19 protein-coding genes are annotated in these 19,977 nt (G+C 61.3%); 3 read left to right on the top strand and 16 right to left on the bottom strand.

Annotated features, from left to right (window positions below; translation table 11 throughout):
• Positions 1–9: 9 nt before the first annotated feature.
• The 13 genes from QYQ93_RS21275 to ccoN (QYQ93_RS21215) form a co-directional block, all read right to left on the bottom strand.
• On the bottom strand, positions 10–2,460 hold the full coding sequence (locus QYQ93_RS21275; RefSeq protein WP_043049004.1) for a heavy metal translocating P-type ATPase: 2,451 nt from the start codon (positions 2,458–2,460) through the stop codon (positions 10–12).
• Positions 2,461–2,584: 124 nt separating this feature from the next.
• Positions 2,585–3,124, bottom strand: coding sequence for a FixH family protein (locus QYQ93_RS21270; RefSeq protein ID WP_057011873.1), 540 nt, complete (start codon positions 3,122–3,124; stop codon positions 2,585–2,587).
• Positions 3,125–3,139: 15 nt separating this feature from the next.
• Positions 3,140–4,555, bottom strand: a complete 1,416-nt coding sequence (gene ccoG, locus QYQ93_RS21265; protein ID WP_338475417.1) for a cytochrome c oxidase accessory protein CcoG — start codon at positions 4,553–4,555, stop codon at positions 3,140–3,142.
• A gap of 207 nt (positions 4,556–4,762) precedes the next feature.
• Positions 4,763–5,173 carry a type II toxin-antitoxin system VapC family toxin gene (locus tag QYQ93_RS21260; protein ID WP_043048999.1) on the bottom strand — a complete coding sequence of 137 codons (411 nt, stop codon included), beginning with the start codon at positions 5,171–5,173 and terminating at the stop codon, positions 4,763–4,765.
• Positions 5,173–5,427, bottom strand: coding sequence for a type II toxin-antitoxin system Phd/YefM family antitoxin (locus QYQ93_RS21255; RefSeq protein WP_043048997.1), 255 nt, complete (start codon positions 5,425–5,427; stop codon positions 5,173–5,175). The genes QYQ93_RS21260 and QYQ93_RS21255 overlap by 1 nt, the downstream gene beginning before the upstream one ends.
• A gap of 172 nt (positions 5,428–5,599) precedes the next feature.
• Positions 5,600–6,577: a cytochrome-c oxidase, cbb3-type subunit III gene (gene ccoP, locus QYQ93_RS21250; RefSeq protein ID WP_056845629.1), complete on the bottom strand. Its 978-nt coding sequence runs from the start codon at positions 6,575–6,577 to the stop codon at positions 5,600–5,602.
• Entirely contained in the window at positions 6,574–6,759 is a 186-nt protein-coding gene (locus QYQ93_RS21245; protein WP_338475416.1) for a cbb3-type cytochrome c oxidase subunit 3, read from the bottom strand. Before QYQ93_RS21245 ends, ccoP (QYQ93_RS21250) begins: the two co-directional genes overlap by 4 nt.
• Positions 6,760–6,764: 5 nt before the next feature.
• On the bottom strand, positions 6,765–7,373 hold the full coding sequence (gene ccoO / locus QYQ93_RS21240; protein WP_003193167.1) for a cytochrome-c oxidase, cbb3-type subunit II: 609 nt from the start codon (positions 7,371–7,373) through the stop codon (positions 6,765–6,767).
• The gene (gene ccoN, locus QYQ93_RS21235) at positions 7,373–8,815 is read right to left on the bottom strand and encodes a cytochrome-c oxidase, cbb3-type subunit I (RefSeq protein ID WP_043048995.1); all 1,443 of its coding nucleotides are present in this window, start codon (positions 8,813–8,815) and stop codon (positions 7,373–7,375) included. Before ccoN (QYQ93_RS21235) ends, ccoO (QYQ93_RS21240) begins: the two co-directional genes overlap by 1 nt.
• Before the next feature lie 417 nt (positions 8,816–9,232).
• On the bottom strand, positions 9,233–10,180 hold the full coding sequence (ccoP, locus tag QYQ93_RS21230; RefSeq protein ID WP_043048993.1) for a cytochrome-c oxidase, cbb3-type subunit III: 948 nt from the start codon (positions 10,178–10,180) through the stop codon (positions 9,233–9,235).
• Complete coding sequence (locus QYQ93_RS21225; RefSeq protein WP_043048991.1) at positions 10,177–10,377, bottom strand: CcoQ/FixQ family Cbb3-type cytochrome c oxidase assembly chaperone; 201 nt, start codon at positions 10,375–10,377, stop codon at positions 10,177–10,179. Before QYQ93_RS21225 ends, ccoP (QYQ93_RS21230) begins: the two co-directional genes overlap by 4 nt.
• A 3-nt stretch (positions 10,378–10,380) precedes the next feature.
• On the bottom strand, positions 10,381–10,989 hold the full coding sequence (gene ccoO / locus QYQ93_RS21220; protein ID WP_003193159.1) for a cytochrome-c oxidase, cbb3-type subunit II: 609 nt from the start codon (positions 10,987–10,989) through the stop codon (positions 10,381–10,383).
• Between the two features lie 10 nt (positions 10,990–10,999).
• Positions 11,000–12,433, bottom strand: coding sequence for a cytochrome-c oxidase, cbb3-type subunit I (gene ccoN / locus QYQ93_RS21215; RefSeq protein ID WP_043048990.1), 1,434 nt, complete (start codon positions 12,431–12,433; stop codon positions 11,000–11,002).
• A 79-nt stretch (positions 12,434–12,512) separates the two neighbouring features.
• Here ccoN (QYQ93_RS21215) and QYQ93_RS21210 point away from each other — a divergent pair, with 79 nt between their 5' ends.
• Positions 12,513–13,208, top strand: coding sequence for an alpha/beta family hydrolase (locus QYQ93_RS21210; RefSeq protein WP_043048989.1), 696 nt, complete (start codon positions 12,513–12,515; stop codon positions 13,206–13,208).
• Between the two features lie 104 nt (positions 13,209–13,312).
• Here QYQ93_RS21210 and QYQ93_RS21205 read toward each other — a convergent pair whose 3' ends face one another.
• Both QYQ93_RS21205 and QYQ93_RS21200 read right to left on the bottom strand, forming a co-directional pair.
• Entirely contained in the window at positions 13,313–14,878 is a 1,566-nt protein-coding gene (locus tag QYQ93_RS21205; protein WP_043048987.1) for a methyl-accepting chemotaxis protein, read from the bottom strand.
• A 94-nt stretch (positions 14,879–14,972) separates the two neighbouring features.
• Positions 14,973–15,764: a CPBP family intramembrane glutamic endopeptidase gene (locus tag QYQ93_RS21200; protein WP_338475415.1), complete on the bottom strand. Its 792-nt coding sequence runs from the start codon at positions 15,762–15,764 to the stop codon at positions 14,973–14,975.
• A gap of 421 nt (positions 15,765–16,185) precedes the next feature.
• Here QYQ93_RS21200 and QYQ93_RS21195 point away from each other — a divergent pair, with 421 nt between their 5' ends.
• Positions 16,186–17,046, top strand: a complete 861-nt coding sequence (locus tag QYQ93_RS21195; protein ID WP_338475414.1) for a DMT family transporter — start codon at positions 16,186–16,188, stop codon at positions 17,044–17,046.
• A 105-nt stretch (positions 17,047–17,151) separates the two neighbouring features.
• Here the strand turns inward: QYQ93_RS21195 and QYQ93_RS21185 are convergent, their stop codons facing one another.
• The gene (locus tag QYQ93_RS21185) at positions 17,152–18,048 is read right to left on the bottom strand and encodes a DMT family transporter (protein ID WP_043048983.1); all 897 of its coding nucleotides are present in this window, start codon (positions 18,046–18,048) and stop codon (positions 17,152–17,154) included.
• Between the two features lie 153 nt (positions 18,049–18,201).
• Between QYQ93_RS21185 and aceK the strand changes: the two genes are divergently transcribed.
• Positions 18,202–19,911, top strand: a complete 1,710-nt coding sequence (aceK, locus tag QYQ93_RS21180) for a bifunctional isocitrate dehydrogenase kinase/phosphatase (RefSeq protein ID WP_217883181.1) — start codon at positions 18,202–18,204, stop codon at positions 19,909–19,911.
• The last annotated feature ends 66 nt before the right edge of the window (positions 19,912–19,977 follow it).

Below are 19,977 nucleotides of genomic sequence, written 5' to 3'. Positions count from 1 at the left end.
CCACGCGGCTCAGGCCGGCAGTGGGCGGGTTATCAAGGTGGTGCCAGTTGCCGGCGCGCTCGGCAGGCGAGTCAGGCGCAAGGCGTTGAGCACCACGGTCAATGAGCTGAGGGACATGCCGATTGCCGCCCAGATTGGAGTAATCCAACCCAGGGCGGCAAATGGCAGCATGAGGCCATTGTACAGCCCGGCCCACAGCAGGTTCTCAATGATCACCCGGCGAGTGCGTCGCGCCAGGCTGAAGGCTTGTACCAAGGCATCCAGGCGGTTGGACAGCAGCACCGCGTCGGCACTGGTTTTCGCCAGGTCCGTAGCCGAGCCCATGGCTACGCTGATATCGGCGGCGGCCAGCACCGGCACATCGTTGACGCCATCGCCGAGCATCAGCACTTTGCGGCCTTCCTTGTGCAGATTCTGTAGCACCCGCAGCTTGTCGTCAGGGCGCAGGCCACCGTGGGCTTCGTCGATGCCCAGCTCAAGGGCGACACTGGCGACCATCGGCGAACTGTCCCCCGAGAGCAACAGCGTACGCCAGCCGCGTGCCTTGCATGCTGCCAATAAGGCGGGAGCATCGCTGCGCAGGCGGTCGTCCAGCACGAACCAGGCGAGGGCGCCGTTACGATCGCCCAGCAGCAGCCATTGCCCGGCTTCATCCGGCGCCGCCGGCATCGCGCAACCACTGAGCGCGCAGACAAACGCCGGTTGGCCGATTCGCAAATACTGCTCTCCCACACGACCCTCCAGGCCGAGCCCCGGAGCGCTGAGCACTTCGTCGGCGGCTAGCGGCGCACGCCCGAATGCGCGGGCAATCGGGTGTTCCGAGCGGTTCTCCAGAGCGGCGGCGAGGCTCAGGCATTGGTCGCTGTCCAGCGTGCCCAGGGGCCGGATGGCGCGCAATGCCAGGCGTCCTTCGGTGAGGGTGCCGGTCTTGTCGAAAATCACCGTATCGATCTGGTTCAGGCCCTCGAGCACATGGCCACGAGTCAATAGCAACCCAAGGGTGTGCAAGGTGCCGGTGGCAGCAGTGAGGGCGGTCGGCGTGGCCAGGGACAGCGCGCACGGGCACGTGGCCACCAGCATCGCCAATACGATCCAGAACGCCCGGGATGGGTCCAGCTCCCACCACAGCAGGCCGATCAGCGCGGCGGCGATCAACGAGCACAGCAGGAACCACTGCGCGGCGCGGTCGGCGATCTGCGCCAGGCGGGGCTTCTCGGCCTGGGCGCGCTCCAGCAGGCGCACGATGGCGGACAACCGTGTGTCATGGCCAAGGGCGCGCACTTCGACGCTCAGAGCACCTTCCACATTTAGCGTGCCGGCGGTGACGCTGTCACCAATCCCCCGGGGTTGCGGCAGGTACTCGCCGGTCAGCAGGGATTCATCGATGCTGGATTGGCCATCGAGAATCACGCCATCCGCCGGCAGCACCGCACCGGGGTGCACCAGCACGCGGTCACCCAGCGCCAACTCACTGAGCAGGATGCGTTCGCTCTGGCCATCCTCTTTCAAGCGCAGGCAGGAGGCAGGCAACAGATTGACCAACTGAGCGGTGGCCGCTGCGGTGCGCTCCCGGGCGCGACGCTCGAGGTAACGCCCAGCCAGCAGGAACAGCGCAAACATGCCCACCGCATCGAAATATAATTCGCCCACACCGGTGATCGCGGTCCAGATGCCCGCCACGTAGGCGCCGCCAATCGCCAGGGACACCGACACGTCCATGGTCAGGTGGCGCGTGCGCAAGTCGCGCAGGGCGCCCTTGAAGAAGGGTGCGCAGCTGTAGAACACGATGGGCGTGGTCAGAAACATCGCGACCCAGCGCAGGATCACATGCAGCTCCGGGCTCAGGTCGATATTGAATTCCGGCCAGGTAGCCATGGTTGCCATCATCGCCTGGAACCACAGCAAGCCGGCGACGCCCAGTTGACGCAGGGCCAGGCGGTTCTCACTGGCCAATTGCTCGGCGGCGCGGTCGGCGTGGTATGGGTGGGCGGCGTAGCCGATATGGCGCAGTTCGCTGAGCAATTGGCTCAACGGCAATTGCCCATCGGCCCAGCGTACCTGCAGGCGGTGATTGGACAGGTTCAGCCGGGCCTCGGCCACTGCGGGCAGGCTGCGCAGGTGTTTTTCGATCAGCCAGCCGCAGGCGGCGCAGCTGATACCCTCCATCAACAGGGTGGCTTCGGCAAGGTCGCCTTCATGGCGCACAAAGGGTTTTTGCACATCGGCGCGGTCGTACAGCGCCAGCTCATCCACCAGTTGCACCGGTAACGTCTCGGGGTTGGCCGAGGCTTCGCTGCGGTGCTGATAATAGCTTTCCAGCCCACCGGCAACGATGGCCTCGGCGACCGCCTGGCAGCCCGGGCAGCACAGTTCGCGGCGCTCGCCGAGGATCTGGGCGGTAAACCGGCTGCCGGCGGGGACGGGCAGGGCGCAGTGGTAGCAGGGGGTGGGTTGGGTCATGGCTCAGTTCCGCAGATCGTTCCCACGCTCTGCGTGGTAACGCCTCGCTGGACGCTCCGCGTCCGCTTTTGTGACGCAGAGCGTCACGGGCTGCATTCCCACGCAGAGCGCGGGAACGATCAAGTTACGGCTTCAGGTCTTCGGCACCCTGCAACGGCTCGTCACCCAGCAGCAAGTCCTTGTCATGGCTGACCTCTTCTTCTTCGAACATCCGCCAGGTCTGGTCACCTTCCACGCCGAGCAATTCCACGAAGCGCCGGCCTTCGACCTTATCGGTGACCTGACCGATATAGCGGCCCTGCCCAGTGTCACTGCGGGCCAGGACGATCTTGCGATCCTTCTCCGGCTGGGTTGGGGAAATCAGGTTCAGTTCCAGGGTCGCCGGGCCGCTGTTGCCGGTCAGTTGCAGTTCGACTTCGCCGGTCAGTTCATCCAGGTGCAGCCTGGCGCGCAATTGCAGGGTCTGGGCCAGGCGTTCGCGGTCCAGGGAGCGGTTGATGCCTTTGCCGGCCTCGTAGTAGTTGTCGTTGACCAGGTTGTCCGGGTTGTTCACCGCGATGGTCACCATGGACAAGGTCAGCGTCACCGAACAAGCCAGGATCGCGATGATGATCCAGGGCCAGAGGTGCTTGTACCAAGGGCTTGCGGCAGTGGCTGAGGACATTGGTTCTATTCCCTGTTAACGGACTTGTGGGCCGATGAATCGGCTCTTGGCTTCAATATGAATGCTGGTGTCATCGGCGTCCTTGAGGATGAACGTCACCTCGTTGGTGCTCGACGGCAACTGCTCAGGCGCACTCGACAGCTCTACCGGCATGCTGACGATATCGCCGGCAGCCACCTTGATTTCGCGTCGGCCTTGCAGCTTGAGGTCCGGCAGGCCGGCGGCGTCGAGCACGTAGGTGTGGTCGCGCTGGTCCTTGTTCATGATCTTCAGGCTGTAGACGTTCTCGATGCGCCCTTCGGCGTTTTCGCGGTACAGCACGCGGTCCTTGCTGACATCGAAGCCGACCAGCGAACGCATGAAAAATGCGCCAACCAGCAGGCTGATCATTGCCAGCAGCACCAGCGCGTAGCCGATCAACCGTGGGCGCAGCTTATTCGTCTTCTGCCCGGACAGGTTGTGCTCGGTGGTGTAGCTGATCAACCCGCGGGGGTATTCCATCTTGTCCATGATGGTGTCGCAGGCATCGATACAGGCGGCGCAACCGATACACTCGATTTGCAGGCCGTCGCGGATATCGATACCGGTCGGGCATACCTGTACGCACATGGTGCAGTCGATGCAATCGCCCAGGCCCTGGGCCTTGTAGTCGACGCCCTTTTTGCGCGGGCCGCGTACTTCGCCGCGCCGCGGGTCGTAGGAAACGATCAAGGTGTCCTTGTCGAACATCACGCTCTGGAAGCGCGCATACGGGCACATGTAGATGCACACCTGTTCACGCAGCCAGCCGGCGTTGCCGTAGGTGGCGAGGGTGAAGAAACCCACCCAGAAGTATGACCAGCCGTCGGCCTGGCCAGTGAAGAAGTCGAACACCAGTTCGCGGATCGGTGAGAAATAGCCGACGAAGGTCATGCCAGTGGCAAAGCCGATCAGCAGCCACAGCGTGTGCTTGCTGAACTTGCGCAGGAACTTGTTGGCGCCCATGGGCGCCTTGTCCAGCTTGATGCGCTGGTTGCGGTCGCCTTCGGTGACCTTTTCGCACCACATGAAAATCCAGGTCCACACGCTTTGCGGGCAGGTATAGCCACACCACACACGCCCGGCGTACACGGTGATAAAGAACAGCCCGAAGGCCGCAACGATCAGGATGCCCGAGAGCAGGATGAAATCCTGGGGCCAGAAGGTCGCGCCAAAAATGAAGAACTTACGCTCCGGCAGGTTCCACCACACAGCCTGGTGGCCGCCCCAATTCAGCCACACGGTGCCGAAGTAGAGCAGGAACAAACCGGCGCCACCAAGCATGCGCAGGTTGCGGAACATGCCAGTGAAGGCGCGAGTGTAGATTTTCTCTCGCGAGGCGTAGAGGTCGACGCTGTTGCTCGCGTTTTTGGCAGGCGGGGTAACGTCATGTACCGGTATCTGGTTGCTCATCATTGCATCCCACGGCGGTGGAGATTTGCCTCGGCCAGTACGTGCCAGCCGCGGTCAAATTGGGGGTATTGCAGTGGCCTGATGATACGCCCCCGAGGGTATGTCAGGGGTGCGACCTTTGGTCGCGTTGGGGGAAATCAATTGATGGTGTACATGACCTGGATCAATTGACTTGTGAAGTATGGACGTTTTTTGCTCGCAAGACGGTCATTCGTCCCATGGATTGATCAGCGCAACGCCGCTGGACTTGAAGTCGCTGACATTGCGTGTGACCACGGTAAGCCCATGAACCAGAGCGGTTGCGGCAATCAACGAGTCACTTTCGTTGGCGCGGTCTGGAACATGCAAGTGTGCGCAGCGCAACGCGACAGCAGCATCGACGGGCAGGATTCTGGCATCAAAGGCGGGCATTACGTGACGCTTGAGCCAGGTCCGCAATACCTTCCCCTGAGCCGGGTCTCGCCGTTCGATGCGCAGGACGCCGGTTTCCAGTTCCTTCAGCGTGATCGCCGAGATAAACATACGCGGCGCAATCACGCTTTTTGCCCAGGCAACGACATTTGCATCAGCCTGGGGTTTACGCAGTTCAGAAATTACATTGGTGTCGAGTAGATACATCAAGAAAGGTCCACGGGTCGATGAATGATCACGGCACGTTCGGTTTCGAAGTCGATATCGGCCGCTTCCGGCATCACCAGCAGGTCAACGATGTCGGCATTCAAACCTGTGAGTTTCTGGTAGTCCTCAATGCTTAGCAGTACATGGGCAGGCTTGCCGCGATCGGTGATGAAAACCGGGCCGTTGCGGGCGGCTTTTTTGGCACCACTTGTGTCTTGGTTGAATTCGCGGCTGGAAATTGTCGTGATGGTCATGGGGCAACCCCCTTCGTTAGACTTGATGTAGTTACGTTACTACTTTGGCGGGGCGCGTGGCAAGTTCGAGGTATGAGCGGTACTCAATGACAGTCTTGAATGGCCGACGGGAGCCAGAAACAAAAAAGCCCCGCCAGCTTTCGTTAGGCGGGGCTTTTTTATGTGCGAGGATTTATTGCTCTTCTGCCTTCTTATCCCCATGGGACAGGCTGTACACATACGCCGCCAGCAAATGCACCTTGTCGTTCCCTTGCAGTTGCTCCTGCGCCGGCATCTGGCCTTGGCGACCATAGCGAATGGTCTGCTGCAGCTGGGCAAAGCTCGAACCGTAGATAAACGCCCCCGGATGAGTCAGGTCCGGCGCGCCCATTGCAGGCGTGCCTTTACCGGCCGGGCCGTGGCAGGCCACGCAGTTGGCGGCGAAGAGTTTTTCACCGTTGGCCACGTCGGCCTTGGCACCTTCCGGTAGCTTGCGGCCGTCAAGGTTGGTCACCACAAAGCCCGCGACGTCAGCCACCCCTTGCTCGCCGATGACTTCGGCCCAACCTGGCATCACCGCGTGGCGACCCTGCATGATGGTTTGCTTGATCGTCTCCGGTTCGCCACCCCAGCGCCAATCGGCGTCGGTCAGGTTGGGGAAGCCGTAGGCGCCCTTGGCGTCGGAGCCGTGGCACACCGAGCAGTTGGAGGCGAACAGGCGGCCGCCCATTTTCAAGGCTTGCGGGTCCTTGGCAACTTCTTCAATGGGCATCGAGGCGAATTTGGCGAAGATCGGCCCAAACTTGGCGTCCGACCTGGCCATTTCCTTTTCCCATTCGTGCACGCCGGTCCAGCCGGTCTGGCCGTTGGCGAAGGAGGTTTGCTTGTCGTTGTCGAGGTAGTTGTAGCCCGGCAACAGGCCCTTCCAGTTGCCCAGGCCGGGATACAGCACCAGGTAGCCGAGGGCGAAGACGATGGTGCCGACAAATAGCATGAACCACCACTTCGGTAGTGGGTTGTCGTACTCCTCGATGCCATCGAACGAGTGGCCGACGGTCTCGTCCGTCTGTTCGCTGCGCTGGCCCTTGCGGGTCGACAGCAGCAGCCAGGTCAGGGCGAAGATGGTACCCAGGCTCAGGACTGTGACGTACAGACTCCAGAACGTAGTCATTCTTTGTTACTCCTAGACGCTTGCTCGACGTGCTTGATGGCTTCGGGGTCATCCGCGAAGGGCAGCATGGTCGCGTCGTCAAACTCCGACTTGCGCCGTGGGCTGAACACCCACAACGCCAGGCCGATAAAGGCCAACATCACCACAACGGTGCCCAGGCCACGAATCATCCCGATATCCATGTAGGTCACCGTTTGCTTTTGATGATGGTGCCAAGGCCTTGCAGATAGGCCACCAGTGCGTCCATTTCGGTCTTGCCCTTCACAGCGGCCGCTGCACCGGCGATGTCTTCGTCGGTGTAGGGCACGCCAAGGGTGCGCAAGACTTCCATCTTCTTCGCGGTGTCCTTGCCGTCGAGCTTGTTTTCCACGAGGAACGGATACGCTGGCATTTTCGACTCAGGCACCACGTTGCGCGGGTTGTAAAGGTGCGCACGCTGCCAGTCATCGGAGTATCGCCCGCCGACACGGGCCAGGTCCGGCCCGGTGCGCTTGGAGCCCCACAGGAACGGGTGGTCCCATACGCTTTCACCGGCGACCGAGTAGTGGCCGTAGCGTTCGGTTTCGGCACGGAACGGGCGGATCATCTGCGAGTGGCATCCTACGCAGCCGTTGGCGATGTAGACGTCGCGGCCTTCCAGTTCAAGGGCGGTGCGCGGCTTCATGCCTTCGACCGGCTTGTTGGTCACGTCCTGGAAAAACAGCGGCACGATCTGGGTCAGGCCGCCGATGCTCACGGCGATGACCATGAAGAAGGCCAGCAGGCCGATATTCTTCTCGACTACTTCATGCTTCATCAGTGGGCTCCCACTACGGCGATCTTGGCGGCGGCTTCGGCTTCTACAGGGTCAGAGGCACGCACGGTGCGCCAAACGTTATAGGCCATCAACAGCATGCCGCTGGCAAAGAACGCTCCGCCCAGGGCACGCACGATAAAGCCCGGGTGGCTGGCCTGCAGCGCTTCGACGAAGGAGTAGGTGAGGGTGCCGTCATCGTTGATCGCACGCCACATCAGGCCCTGGGTGATACCGTTGACCCACATCGAGGCGATGTAGAGCACGGTGCCGATGGTGGCCAGCCAGAAGTGCGCATTGATCAGCCCGACGCTGTGCATCTGCACGCGGCCGAACAGTTTGGGGATCATGTGGTACAGCGCGCCGATGGAGATCATCGCCACCCAGCCCAGTGCGCCGGCGTGTACGTGGCCGATGGTCCAGTCGGTGTAGTGGGACAGCGAGTTGACGGTCTTGATCGCCATCATCGGCCCTTCGAAGGTCGACATGCCGTAGAACGCCAGGGACACCACCAGGAAGCGCAGGATCGGGTCGGTGCGCAGCTTATGCCAGGCGCCCGACAGGGTCATCATGCCGTTGATCATGCCGCCCCAACTTGGGGCCAGGAGGATGATCGACATCGCCATGCCCAACGATTGTGCCCAGTCCGGCAGCGCGGTGTAGTGCAGGTGGTGAGGACCGGCCCAGATGTACAGGGTGATCAGCGCCCAGAAGTGCACGATGGACAGGCGATAGGAGTAGATCGGGCGCTCGGCCTGTTTCGGTACGAAGTAGTACATCATGCCGAGGAAACCGGTGGTGAGGAAGAAGCCTACGGCGTTGTGGCCGTACCACCATTGGATCATCGCATCCGTCGCACCCGAGTACGCCGAGTAGGACTTGAACAGGCTGACCGGCAAGGACGCATGGTTGACGATGTGCAGCATCGCCGTGACCAGGATGAATGCCCCGTAGAACCAGTTGCCCACGTAAATGTGCTTGGTCTTGCGCTTGACGATGGTGCCAAAGAACACCACTGCGTAGGTCACCCAGACAATCGCGAGCAAAATCGCGATCGGCCATTCCAGTTCGGCGTATTCCTTGGTGGTGGTGTAGCCAAGGGGCAGGCTGATGATGGCGCCGACGATGACCGCTTGCCAGCCCCAGAAGGTGAAGGCAGCCAGGCTGTCGGAGATCAGGCGGGTCTGGCAGGTGCGCTGCACGACATAGTAGGAAGTGGCAAACAACGCACACCCACCGAAGGCAAAGATCACCAGGTTGGTGTGCAGCGGGCGCAGGCGACCGAAGGTCGTCCATGGCAGGTCGAAATTCAATTGCGGCCAGACCAGTTGCGAGGCGATGAACACCCCGAGCCCCATGCCAAGGATCCCCCAGACCACCGTCATGATGGCGAACTGGCGGACTACCTTATAGTTATAAGCAGTCGGACTGATTGCTGTGCTCATTCTAAGGTTCCACGGTTTAGGTTTTTTTATAGGTAAAATCGGTCGCAAGTATGTAGAAAGCGAGGGGCCATTGCAACGCAATGGCTGACCTGTATCAATGCGTTCCACGCCAGATTCTGCGCCCTTTCCATGTTTGGCGTAAGGATTAAATCCGAAATAGAAAGCTGATCAAGTGGACAGGAATTTTAGGGGGCGCAACGGATACCGTCGCCTACGCCAGAATTGCTCCACTGTGGGAACAAGCGTAGACCCGAATATGAGGGGGGGAAAGTTGGGTGTTGCGAGGGTGCGACACTTGGTCGCGACTGGAGCATGTGGCGAGGGAGCTTGCTCCCGCTGGGCTGCGCAGCGGCCCCAAAATCTTGGGAGCGCTTCGCACTCCAGCGGGAGCAAGCTCCCTCGCCACAGGTAGACCTCTTACTGCGGTTGGCTGTCTGGCGTTGCACCTTCAGTATTATGGGACAGGCTGTACACGTAAGCCGCCAGCAGATGCACTTTGTCATTACCTTGCAGCAGTTCCTGAGCAGGCATCTGGCCCTGGCGCCCATGGCGAATGGTCTGCTGCAACTGCGCCAGGCTGGTGCCGTAGATAAACCCGCTTGGCTCGGTCAGGTTCGGCGCGCCCATGGCTTCCACGCCGTGGCCTTGTGGGCCATGGCAAGCCACGCAGGTGGTGCTGAATGCGGCTTGGCCGGCGGCCAGGTCAGCGCTGTTGTCCGCTGGCAAGGGCAGCTTCGCCAGGTCGTGGCGCACATAGGCGGCGACGTTCTTCACGCCGTCCTCACCCAGCACTTCACCCCAGGCCGGCATCGCCGCGTGACGACCGGCCATGATGGTGGCCTTGATCGCTTCGGCCGAACCGCCCCAGCGCCAGTTACTGTCCGCCAGGTTCGGGAAGCCATAGGCGCCCTTGGCATCCGAGCCGTGGCACACCGCGCAGTTGGAGGCGAACAGACGACCGCCCATCTTCAACGCTTGCGGGTCCTTGGCGACTTCTTCCACAGGCATCGCCGCGAATTTGGCGAAGATCGGCCCGAACTTGGCGTCGGCCTTGGCCATTTCCTTGTCCCATTCCTTGGTCTGGGTCCAGCCGTCCTCATAACCTGGCAGCACGCCTTTCCAGTTGCCCAGGCCCGGGTAGAGGATCAGGTAGCCGACGGCAAACACCAGGGTGCCGGCGAACAACATGAACCACCACTGGGGCAGCGGGTTGTCGTATTCCTCAATGCCGTCGAAGGCGTGGCCCATGGTCTGGTCGACGCTGCCCTTGGTTTCGCCCTTGCGGGTGCCGACCAAGAGCCAGGTCAGGCCGATCAGGCTGCCGAGGGTCAGTACGCAGATCCATGTACTCCAAAAGGTGGTCATGGCCGAGTGCTCCTTGTTGCTGGCTCTGCTTGAGCGTCGGTTGGGGAGGGTTCATCGGCAAACGGCAGCATGGTCGCATCGTCAAACTCCGACTTGCGCCGTGGGCTGAACACCCACAGCGACAGGCCGATAAAGGCGATGGCGACCACCAGCGTACCTAGGCCGCGGATGGTGCCTGCATCGAATTCAAATCCCATGGCTCACCTCTTGCTCTTGATGGCAGTGCCGAGCACTTGCAGGTAGGAAACCAGCGCGTCCATCTCGGTCTTGCCCTTGAGGCTGGCGACCGCGCCATTGATGTCGTCGTCGGTGTAGGGCACGCCGAGGGTGCGCATCACTTTCAACTTGGTCTCGGTGTGGCTGCTGTCGACGGCGGCGGTGACCAGCCATGGATAGGCCGGCATCTTCGACTCCGGTACCACGTTGCGCGGGTTGTACAAGTGCGCGCGGTGCCAGTCGTCCGAGTAGCGCGCGCCAACGCGGGCCAGGTCTGGCCCGGTGCGCTTGGAGCCCCACAGGAACGGGTGGTCCCACACGCTTTCGCCCGCCACCGAGTAGTGACCGTAGCGTTCGGTCTCGGCGCGGAACGGGCGGATCATCTGCGAGTGGCACTGCACGCAGCCTTCGCGGATGTAGATGTCGCGGCCTTCCAATTGCAACGCGGTGTAGGGCTTCATGCCTTCCACCGGTTTGTTGGTCACGTCCTGGAAGAACAGCGGGACGATCTGGGTCAGGCCGCCGATGCTTACGGCGAGCACCATCAGCAGCATCAGCAGGCCGACGTTCTTTTCAATCGTTTCGTGTTTCATCATCGACTCCTCAGGCCATCTGCGCTGCGGCGGTGTGTTCGGCGGCTTGGAGGGGTGGCGCCGAACGCACGGTGCGCCACGTGTTGTAAGCCATCAGCAACATGCCGGTGAGGAAGATCGCACCGCCCACCAGTCGCACGATGAAGCCTGGGTGGCTGGCCACCAGGGTTTCGACGAAGGAGTAGGTCAAGGTGCCGTCTTCGTTGACTGCACGCCACATCAGGCCCTGGGCGATGCCGTTGACCCACATCGAGGCGATGTAGAGCACGGTGCCGATGGTGGCCAGCCAGAAGTGCGCGTTGATCAGGCCGAGGCTGTACATCTGCTCGCGACCGAAGACTTTCGGGATCATGTGGTACAGCGCGCCGATGGAGATCATCGCTACCCAGCCCAGTGCACCGGCGTGTACGTGGCCGATGGTCCAGTCGGTGTAGTGGGAGAGGGCGTTGACGGTCTTGATCGCCATCATCGGACCTTCAAAGGTCGACATGCCGTAGAACGCCAGGGACACCACCAGGAAGCGCAGGATCGGGTCGCTGCGCAGCTTATGCCAGGCGCCCGAGAGGGTCATCATGCCGTTGATCATGCCGCCCCAGCTCGGGGCCAGCAGTACCAGCGACATCACCATGCCCAGGGACTGAGCCCAATCCGGCAGCGCGGTGTAGTGCAAGTGGTGGGGACCTGCCCAGATGTACAGGGTGATCAGCGCCCAGAAGTGCACGATGGACAAGCGATAGGAATACACCGGACGTTCGGCCTGTTTCGGCACGAAGTAGTACATCATCCCCAGAAAGCCCGCGGTGAGGAAAAAGCCCACAGCGTTATGCCCATACCACCACTGCACCATGGCATCCGTCGCACCGCCGTACAGCGAGTAGGACTTGGTCAGGCTGACCGGGATTTCCAGGTTGTTGACGATATGCAGGATCGCCACGGTGAGGATAAACCCGCCGAAGAACCAGTTACCCACATAGATATGCTTGGTGTTGCGCTTGGCCACGGTGCCGAAGAACACAATGGCGTAAGCGACCCAGACGATGGTGATGAGAATGTCGATCGGCCATTCCAGCTCGGCGTATTCCTTGGAGCTGGTGTAGCCCAGCGGCAAGCTGATCGCGGCCAGCAGGATCACCAGCTGCCAGCCCCAGAAGCAGAACGCTGCCAGTTTCGGCGCAAACAGCTGGGTCTGGCAGGTGCGCTGTACCGAGTAGAACGAGCTGGCGAACAGCGCGCAGCCCCCAAAGGCAAAGATCACCGCGTTGGTGTGCAACGGACGCAGTCTCCCGAAGCTGGTCCAGGGCAGATCGAAATTGAGCGCAGGCCAAACCAATTGGGCGGCGAGAAAAACCCCGAGCCCCATGCCGACGATGCCCCACACCACCGTCATAATGGCGAATTGGCGGACCACCTTGTAGTTATAGGCGGTACTTAAAGTAGTGTTCATGGTTCCCCATCCACGGTTCAACCCAAGCAGATGCGGCACTTGGGCTGGAGTTATAGGCAGACTAAAAAGCGAGGCAAGCATGGGCAAAGAGCACAAGGCCAGTATTGACGGGGATCAATGGGCGCAGTGTGTGCGCGAACGCGGCTGGCTGTGGGATGTCGCCACGGGTACGGCTTCGAGCGAGCCGGTCACCCTGATCCTGGCCCATGGCGCCGGCGCGCCAATGGACTCGGCATTCATGGATGACATGGCTGCACGCCTTGCCGGGCATGGCGTGAACGTATTGCGCTTCGAGTTCCCGTACATGGCCCAGCGCCGTGTGGATGGCGGCAAGCGCCCGCCGAATCCGGCGCCAAAACTGCTGGAATGCTGGCGCGAGATTTATGCCGAGGTGCGACGTCATGTCGCTGGGAAACTGGCGATTGGCGGCAAGTCCATGGGCGGGCGCATGGCGAGTTTAGTTGCCGACGAGTTGGGGGCCGATGGCTTGGTGTGCCTGGGGTATCCGTTTTATGCGGCGGGCAAGCCAGAAAAACCACGGGTCGAGCATCTGGCCGGGCTGAAGACGCCGACATTGATTGTGCAGGGTGAGCGCGATGCGCTGGGTAATCGGGCGGCGGTGGAGGGTTATGATTTGTCGCCGGGCATCGAGGTGATGTGGCTGGTGGCAGGGGACCATGACCTGAAGCCGTTGAAGGCTTCGGGGTTTACCCATGAGCAGCATCTGGAGGCTGCGGCGGTGCAGGTGTCGAGTTTTTTGCTGAGTCTTGAATGAAACCTGTGGCGAGGGAGCTTGCTCCCGCTGGGCTGCGCAGCGGCCCCAAAAGTCTTGGGAGCGCTTCGCACTCCACCGGGAGCAAGCTCCCTCGCCACAGTGGTCTACCGGTTGAAGCGCTCTACCAGCGAATACTGGGTATTGGCGGTATGCGTCAGCTCTTCACTCAACTGCGCCGAGTTCATCGCCTGCTCCGACGTCTGATCGGCCAACAGCGCAATGGTGCTGATATTACGGCTGATCTCTTCGGCCACTGAGCTTTGCTCTTCGGTGGCGGCGGCAATCTGGGTGGTCATGTCGGTGATATTCGCCACCGCTTCGCTGATGCCCACCAACGCCTGGTCCGCTTCCATCACCCGCGCCACACCTTCTTCAGCCTGGCGATGCCCGGCGTCCATGGTTTGCACGGCCGCAGCCGCGGTGTGTTGCAGCTTGGCGATCAGGGTATGGATCTGCCCGGTGGACTCTGCTGTCCGCTGGGCCAACTGGCGCACTTCGTCAGCCACGACGGCAAAACCACGGCCCATCTCACCGGCACGCGCCGCTTCGATGGCGGCGTTGAGAGCCAGCAGGTTGGTCTGGTCGGCGATGCCTTTGATCACATCGACCACGCCGCCGATCTCATCGCTGTCCTTGGCCAATTGGGTGACGGTTACCCCAGTCTCGCCCACGGCCGCCGACAGCCGCTGGATCGCTTCGCGGGTTTCCCCGGCGATATCGCGACCGCGCCCGGTCAGGCGGTTGGCTTCCTGGGTAGCGTCGGCGGTGCGCTGCACATGGCTGGCAACTTCCTGGGTGGTCGCGGCCATCTGGTTGACCGCAGTGGCGACCTGTTCGGTCTCCACACGCTGGCGTTCCAGGCCACTGGAGCTGTTGTGCGCCAGGGTGTTGGAGCGTGCCGCCTGGTCGTTGAGGTGTTCGGCGGTGTCCTGCAAGCGCGTAAGACAGGTCTTCAGACGTGCTTCCTGGCTGAGGATCGACATCTCCAGGCGCGCCTGGGCGCCACGGCTGTCGGTGTACATCTGTGCGATCAACGGGTCGGAGGTAGTCTGCTCGGCCAGGCGCAGCAAACGCTTGAGGCCGCGCTGCTGCCAGCTCAGGCCCAGCAGGCCCAACGGCACCGACAGCGCCGCCGCCAAGGCGAAGCCCCATTGGGACGTAAGGGTGGCGCCGATCATGAAGCTCAATTGGCTGACCAGGATAAACGGCAGCCAGTCCTGCAGCACCGGCAGCCACTTGTCCCGCTGGGGAATGGCCGACTTGCCTTGGTTGATACGTTGGTAGAGCGCTTCGGCCCGGCGGATCTGCTCGGCGGTGGGCTTGATGCGCACCGATTCGTAGCCGACCACCTGGTTGCCGTCGAAGACCGGTGTCACATAGGCGTTAACCCAGTAGTGGTCACCGGTCTTGCAGCGATTCTTGACAATGCCCATCCATGGCAAGCCTTGTTTGAGCGTTGACCACATGTGCGCGAACACCGCCGACGGCACATCCGGGTGACGCACCAGGTTGTGCGGCGCCCGGGTCAGCTCGTCGCGGGTGAACCCACTGATTTCGACAAACGCATCGTTGCAGTAGGTAATGACACCCTTGGCATCTGTGGTGGAGATCAACCGTTGCTGAGCGGGGAAGGTACGTTCGCGCTGGGTAACGGGTTGGTTATTACGCATGATTGTTCAATCCGCAAGGCTTTCAGGGGTTATCGGCCATGGCGGGCATTTATTTAACTTATTTTTGCAACAATCCGGACGAGCGGGTTTACGCTCAGCCGGCCAGCATCGGATACGTAAACAGCCCGAAGTGAAGCAGATTCAAGCCAAAGTGCGTGGCAATCGCCGCGCCCAACCCGCCGAAGCGATACGCCAGGCCGTAGCCGACGCCGGCAATACTCGCCAGCAGCACCCACTGCCAACCGGCGCCCAGGTGTACCAGCCCGAATAACAACGAGGCCAGCAGCAGCGCGAGGTTCTCGCCGTAGGGCAGGTGCTTGAAGCGCTGACCCAGGCCGCCCTGGATATAGCCACGGAACAGCGCCTCTTCAACCAGCGTCACCAGCAGCAGGTTATTCAATACCCACAGCCACGCCTGGTCCGGCCACTTCGGTGCCCAGCTGATCATGCCCAGCAGGGCGGCGCCACCCAGGGCGGCGATGGCGGTCAGGGTCAGGGCCATGGCCGTGATGCAGATCGACAGGCGCAATGACCGCCGCGCCACAATCCATGGGCAGGCCAATAGCAGCCAGAAGCCGATCAGCGGTTTGTCCTGGTTCAGGTACATCGAGAAGGGCACGGCGTCAGGGGTAAAACGCTGGGGTGCGATGCCCCGACCGTTGTAGAAACCCGGGAGCCAGTGCATCGCCAGGCCCAGGGCCAGGACGATGAACAACCCGTGGCCCAGGTAGCGGGCCCAAGGGTTGCGTTGCTGGCGTACGGCATAACCGGCCACCAGCAGCAGCGCCACGGACACCGCTGCCAGCAGGCCCAGTTGGCCGTAGAGCAAGGCCACGACATAGCCAATGGAAAGCAGCGTGAGGTACAGCCAGGGCAGGGCAATCATGTGAAATCCTTGGAAAAAACTGGGCGGCATTATAGCGAGCGGCCTGGTCCGACGGCATGAAAACTCCTCCACGCAAAAAGGCTGTAGGGAAAGGATTGCCAAGTAAGTTTGCGGGTGGTTATAGTCGACGCGTCTTTATCCCTTCAAAAAGATCAGCACATGCCAGCTTCCCAGCGCATAGCGGTAGTCGATTCAGCGGTCAACGCTGTGGTCGTGCCGTGCGGCGCCAAGCAGCCTGCGCAGATCAGTCACTACCCCCCACCTGTCAGTAGCACGCCGGTGTACGCAGTCGTATCACCGCCGGGTGTTGGCATTTCGGGCTGATCAGCTGTTCGCTGTAGCCCTGTGCCTACCTGAAAAAACCTACTGAAATTCGGTATTTACCGAGTCGGCTTTTTTGCCTGATCACAGGTGGTAACTCATGTCTGTTCTTTCGAAACAATCCGTGGCCGCGGCGGCCTCGACAAGCCTGTTTGTGCTGCTGTGGAGCAGCGGGGCGATTTTCTCCAAGCTGGGCCTGGCTCATGCTTCCCCCTTTGCCTTTTTGCTGATCCGGTTTGCCATCGCCCTGGTCGGGCTGGTGGTGCTGGTGCCAATCCTCAAGTTGCAGCTGCCACGTCCCGGCAAGCCCATGCTGTATGCGGTGTCGACGGGCCTGGTGCTGCTGGGGGCCTATCAGATTTTTTATCTGCTGGCCCTGGATCTCAAAGTCACGCCTGGGGTGATGGCGACCATCATGGGCGTGCAGCCGATCCTCACCGTGGTGCTGGTCGAACGCCAGCGCTCCTGGCGCCGGTTGTTCGGCCTGGGGTTGGGCCTGGCCGGGTTGATCATGGTGGTGTACCAGGGTATCGGGCTGGCAGGCATGTCCCTGGCCGGCATGCTGTTCGGGCTGCTGGCGCTGGCGAGCATGACGTTGGGCTCGATCATGCAAAAGCGCATTACCGACAATCCGTTGGGCACGTTGCCGCTGCAATACCTGGCCGGGCTGTTGTTATGCGCGGTGTTCGTGCCATTCCAGCCCTTCCATTTCGAGCACAATGCGAGCTTTTACCTGCCGGTGCTGTGGATGGGGTTGGTGGTATCAGTGCTGGCAACGCTGTTGCTGTACCGCCTGATCGCCCGGGGCAACCTGGTGAATGTCACCAGCCTGTTCTACCTGGTGCCGGCGGTGACGGCGGTGATGGACTACTTGATCTTCGGCAATCGGCTGGCGCTGTTGAGCCTGCTGGGGATGCTGTTGATCATCGTCGGTTTGGTCTTTGTATTCCGTAAAAACTGAAACCCAGCCCTGTAGGAGCGAGCTTGCTCGCGAAGAACGTCAACGATTACGAGGGCATCCTGAATGAACAGAGTGCTCTCAGGTTTTTCGCGAGCAAGCTCGCTCCTACCTTTGGGGGTGTAATTTGGCCGGGCGCAGCACCAACCACAACGCGCCTGCAATCAACACACCGCCATACAGATGGGCCATGGACAACGGCTCATCCAGCAGCAACGCGCCCCAGAGCACGCCGAATGGCGGGATCATAAAGGTTACAGTCATCGACTTGACCGGGCCAATCGATGACAGCAAGCGGAAGTACAGGATGTAGGCAAACGCCGTGCACACCAGCCCCAACCCCAGCAACGACGCCCATACCTGCCAGCCGCCCCAGCTCGCCGGTGGCTGGCTGATGGCGCTGTAGGCAAAAAACGGCAGCAGGAACAATGTAGCGCCCAGCATGCTGCCCAGGGCCGACAGGCGACTGTCCAACCCGCCGCGCTGATCCAGCCAGCGCCGCGCCAGAAAACCGGCAAAGCCATAGCAGGTGGTCGCCAGCAGGCACGCCAGTGCGCCCATCAACAATTGCAGATCAAAGGCCACCGGCCCCGCACGCGTGAGCACGGCTACGCCAAGCAGCCCCAGGGCTACCCCCGCGACTTTCGACGGTGTCAGGCGTTCGCTGAAGAACACCCCGCCAATCAGCACGCCCATCAGCGGCGTGGTGGCATTGAAGATCGCCGAATAACCCGCCGGCAATACCTGGGCCGCCACCGAGTACATGGTCGCCGGGATCCCTGAGTTGATTACGCCCAGCAGCAGTACCGTCTTGAACTTGCCCTGGAAATCCCAGCTCACGCGCATCATCGCCAGGATCACCAACAACCCCGCGGCAGCAATCGACACGCGGAAAAATGCAGTCGGCACGGTGCCGATTTCCGGCGCGATGATGCGCATGAACAGGAAACTCGCGCCCCAGATGGCCGCCAGTCCCAGCAAGTAGAAGGTATCAACAGGTCTCACGGAAAACTCCTACGCCAATCAGGCGGGGAGTGTTGCCCAGCGTCTTGGTCGACACAATCTCTAAGTACCGCGGCCCATGAAAAATCTTCCTTCTCCTGCCACCGTTCACTGGCTAAGCTCTGGGCTTCCAGCTACCCGCTCGAGGTTTCCCGCATGTCGCAGCCCGCCCTCGCTATCGCCCGGATGATCCTCGACGGTTTTGATGATTACCGTGAGCACTTTCGCCTGATCACCGATGGCGCCCGCGAACGTTTCGAGAAGGCGCAGTGGCAGCAGGGGCAGGCCGCCTCGGCGGCGCGTATCAACCTCTATGAAGAGAAAGTCGCCGAGGTCACCACGCGCCTGCGAGCCAGCACCGAAGCGGCCGCGCTGCTGGACATCGACCTGTGGCCCCAGGTGAAAAGCGCCTATATCGACCTGATCGACCTGCGCTTTGACGATGAACTGTCCGAGACCTGGTACAACTCGATCTTCTGCGGCCTGTTCAGCCATGACCTGATCAGCGACCGCTGCATGTTCATCCACACCACTCGGCCAAGCCAGCGCCGTGCAAGGGCGGCGCAAACCCGGATCTACACGCCAACCGGTAATATTGCGCAGATGCTCGCGCAGGTGTTTGCTGACTACAGTTTCAGCGAGCCCTACGCCGACCTGCCGGCAGACCTGCAACGCCTCGAAGCCCAACTGCGGGAAAACCTGCCGGATTGGGTATGCAAAGACCCGGACCTCAACGTCGAGTTGTTTTCCTCGGTGCTCTACCGCAACAAAGGTGCCTACCTGGTAGGGCGCATCTACACACGTGACGAACAATGGCCCCTGGTCATTCCGCTGCTGCACCGCGAAGGCCGTGGCATCCAGATCGATGCGCTGATTACCGACGAAGCCGACGTGTCGATCATTTTCTCGTTCACCCGTTCCTATTTCATGGTCGATGTACCGGTGCCCGCCGAATTCATCGGCTTTCTCAAGCGCATCCTGCCGGGCAAGCACATTGCCGAGCTATACACTTCGATCGGCTTCTACAAACACGGCAAATCCGAGTTCTACCGTGCGCTGATCAACCACCTGGCCACCACCGATGACCAGTTCATCATGGCCCCCGGCGTGCGCGGCATGGTCATGAGCGTGTTTACGCTGCCGGGCTTCAACACCGTATTCAAGATCATCAAGGACCGCTTTTCGCCGTCAAAAAACGTCAACCGCGCCACGGTGATCGAGAAGTATCGCCTGGTTAAGAGTGTCGACCGGGTGGGGCGCATGGCCGACACCCAGGAGTTCGCCGACTTTCGCTTCCCCCTGGGCAAGTTCGAGCCAGAGTGCCTGGCCGAGCTGCTGGAAGTCGCTGCCGGCACGGTCCAGGTCGAAGGCGACACGGTACTTATCCGCCACTGCTGGACCGAGCGGCGCATGACCCCGCTCAACCTCTACCTCGACAACGCCAACCCCGCCCAGGTACGCGAAGCCCTGGAAGACTACGGCCTGGCGATCAAGCAACTGGCAGCGGCGAATATCTTCCCCGGCGACATGCTGCTGAAAAACTTCGGCGTCACCCGTCACGGCCGCGTGGTGTTCTACGACTATGACGAAATCTGTTTCCTTACCGAAGCCAACTTCCGGCATATCCCCGCGCCGCGCACCCCCGAGGATGAAATGGCCTCCGAGCCCTGGTACTCCATCGGCCCGCTGGACGTGTTTCCCGAGGAATTCCCACCGTTCCTGTTTGCCGACGCCGGCCAGCGCAAGCTGTTCGACGAGCTGCATGGCGAGTTGTACAACGCCGATTACTGGAAGGGCCTGCAGGACGCAATTCGTGCCGGCAAGGTCATCGATGTGTTCCCCTATCGCAGAAAGGACCCGCTTTAACGCATCCCGGTGAGGGAGGGGGCTTGCTCCGATGGCGGTGAATCAGTCAACACCTTCATTAACTTA

Origin of the sequence: Pseudomonas khavaziana (assembly GCF_036704165.1) — a bacterium.
Lineage (GTDB): Bacteria > Pseudomonadota > Gammaproteobacteria > Pseudomonadales > Pseudomonadaceae > Aquipseudomonas > Aquipseudomonas khavaziana.
The sequence above is the reverse complement of the archived record's forward strand: the minus strand, read 5'-3'. Positions and strand labels throughout refer to the sequence as shown.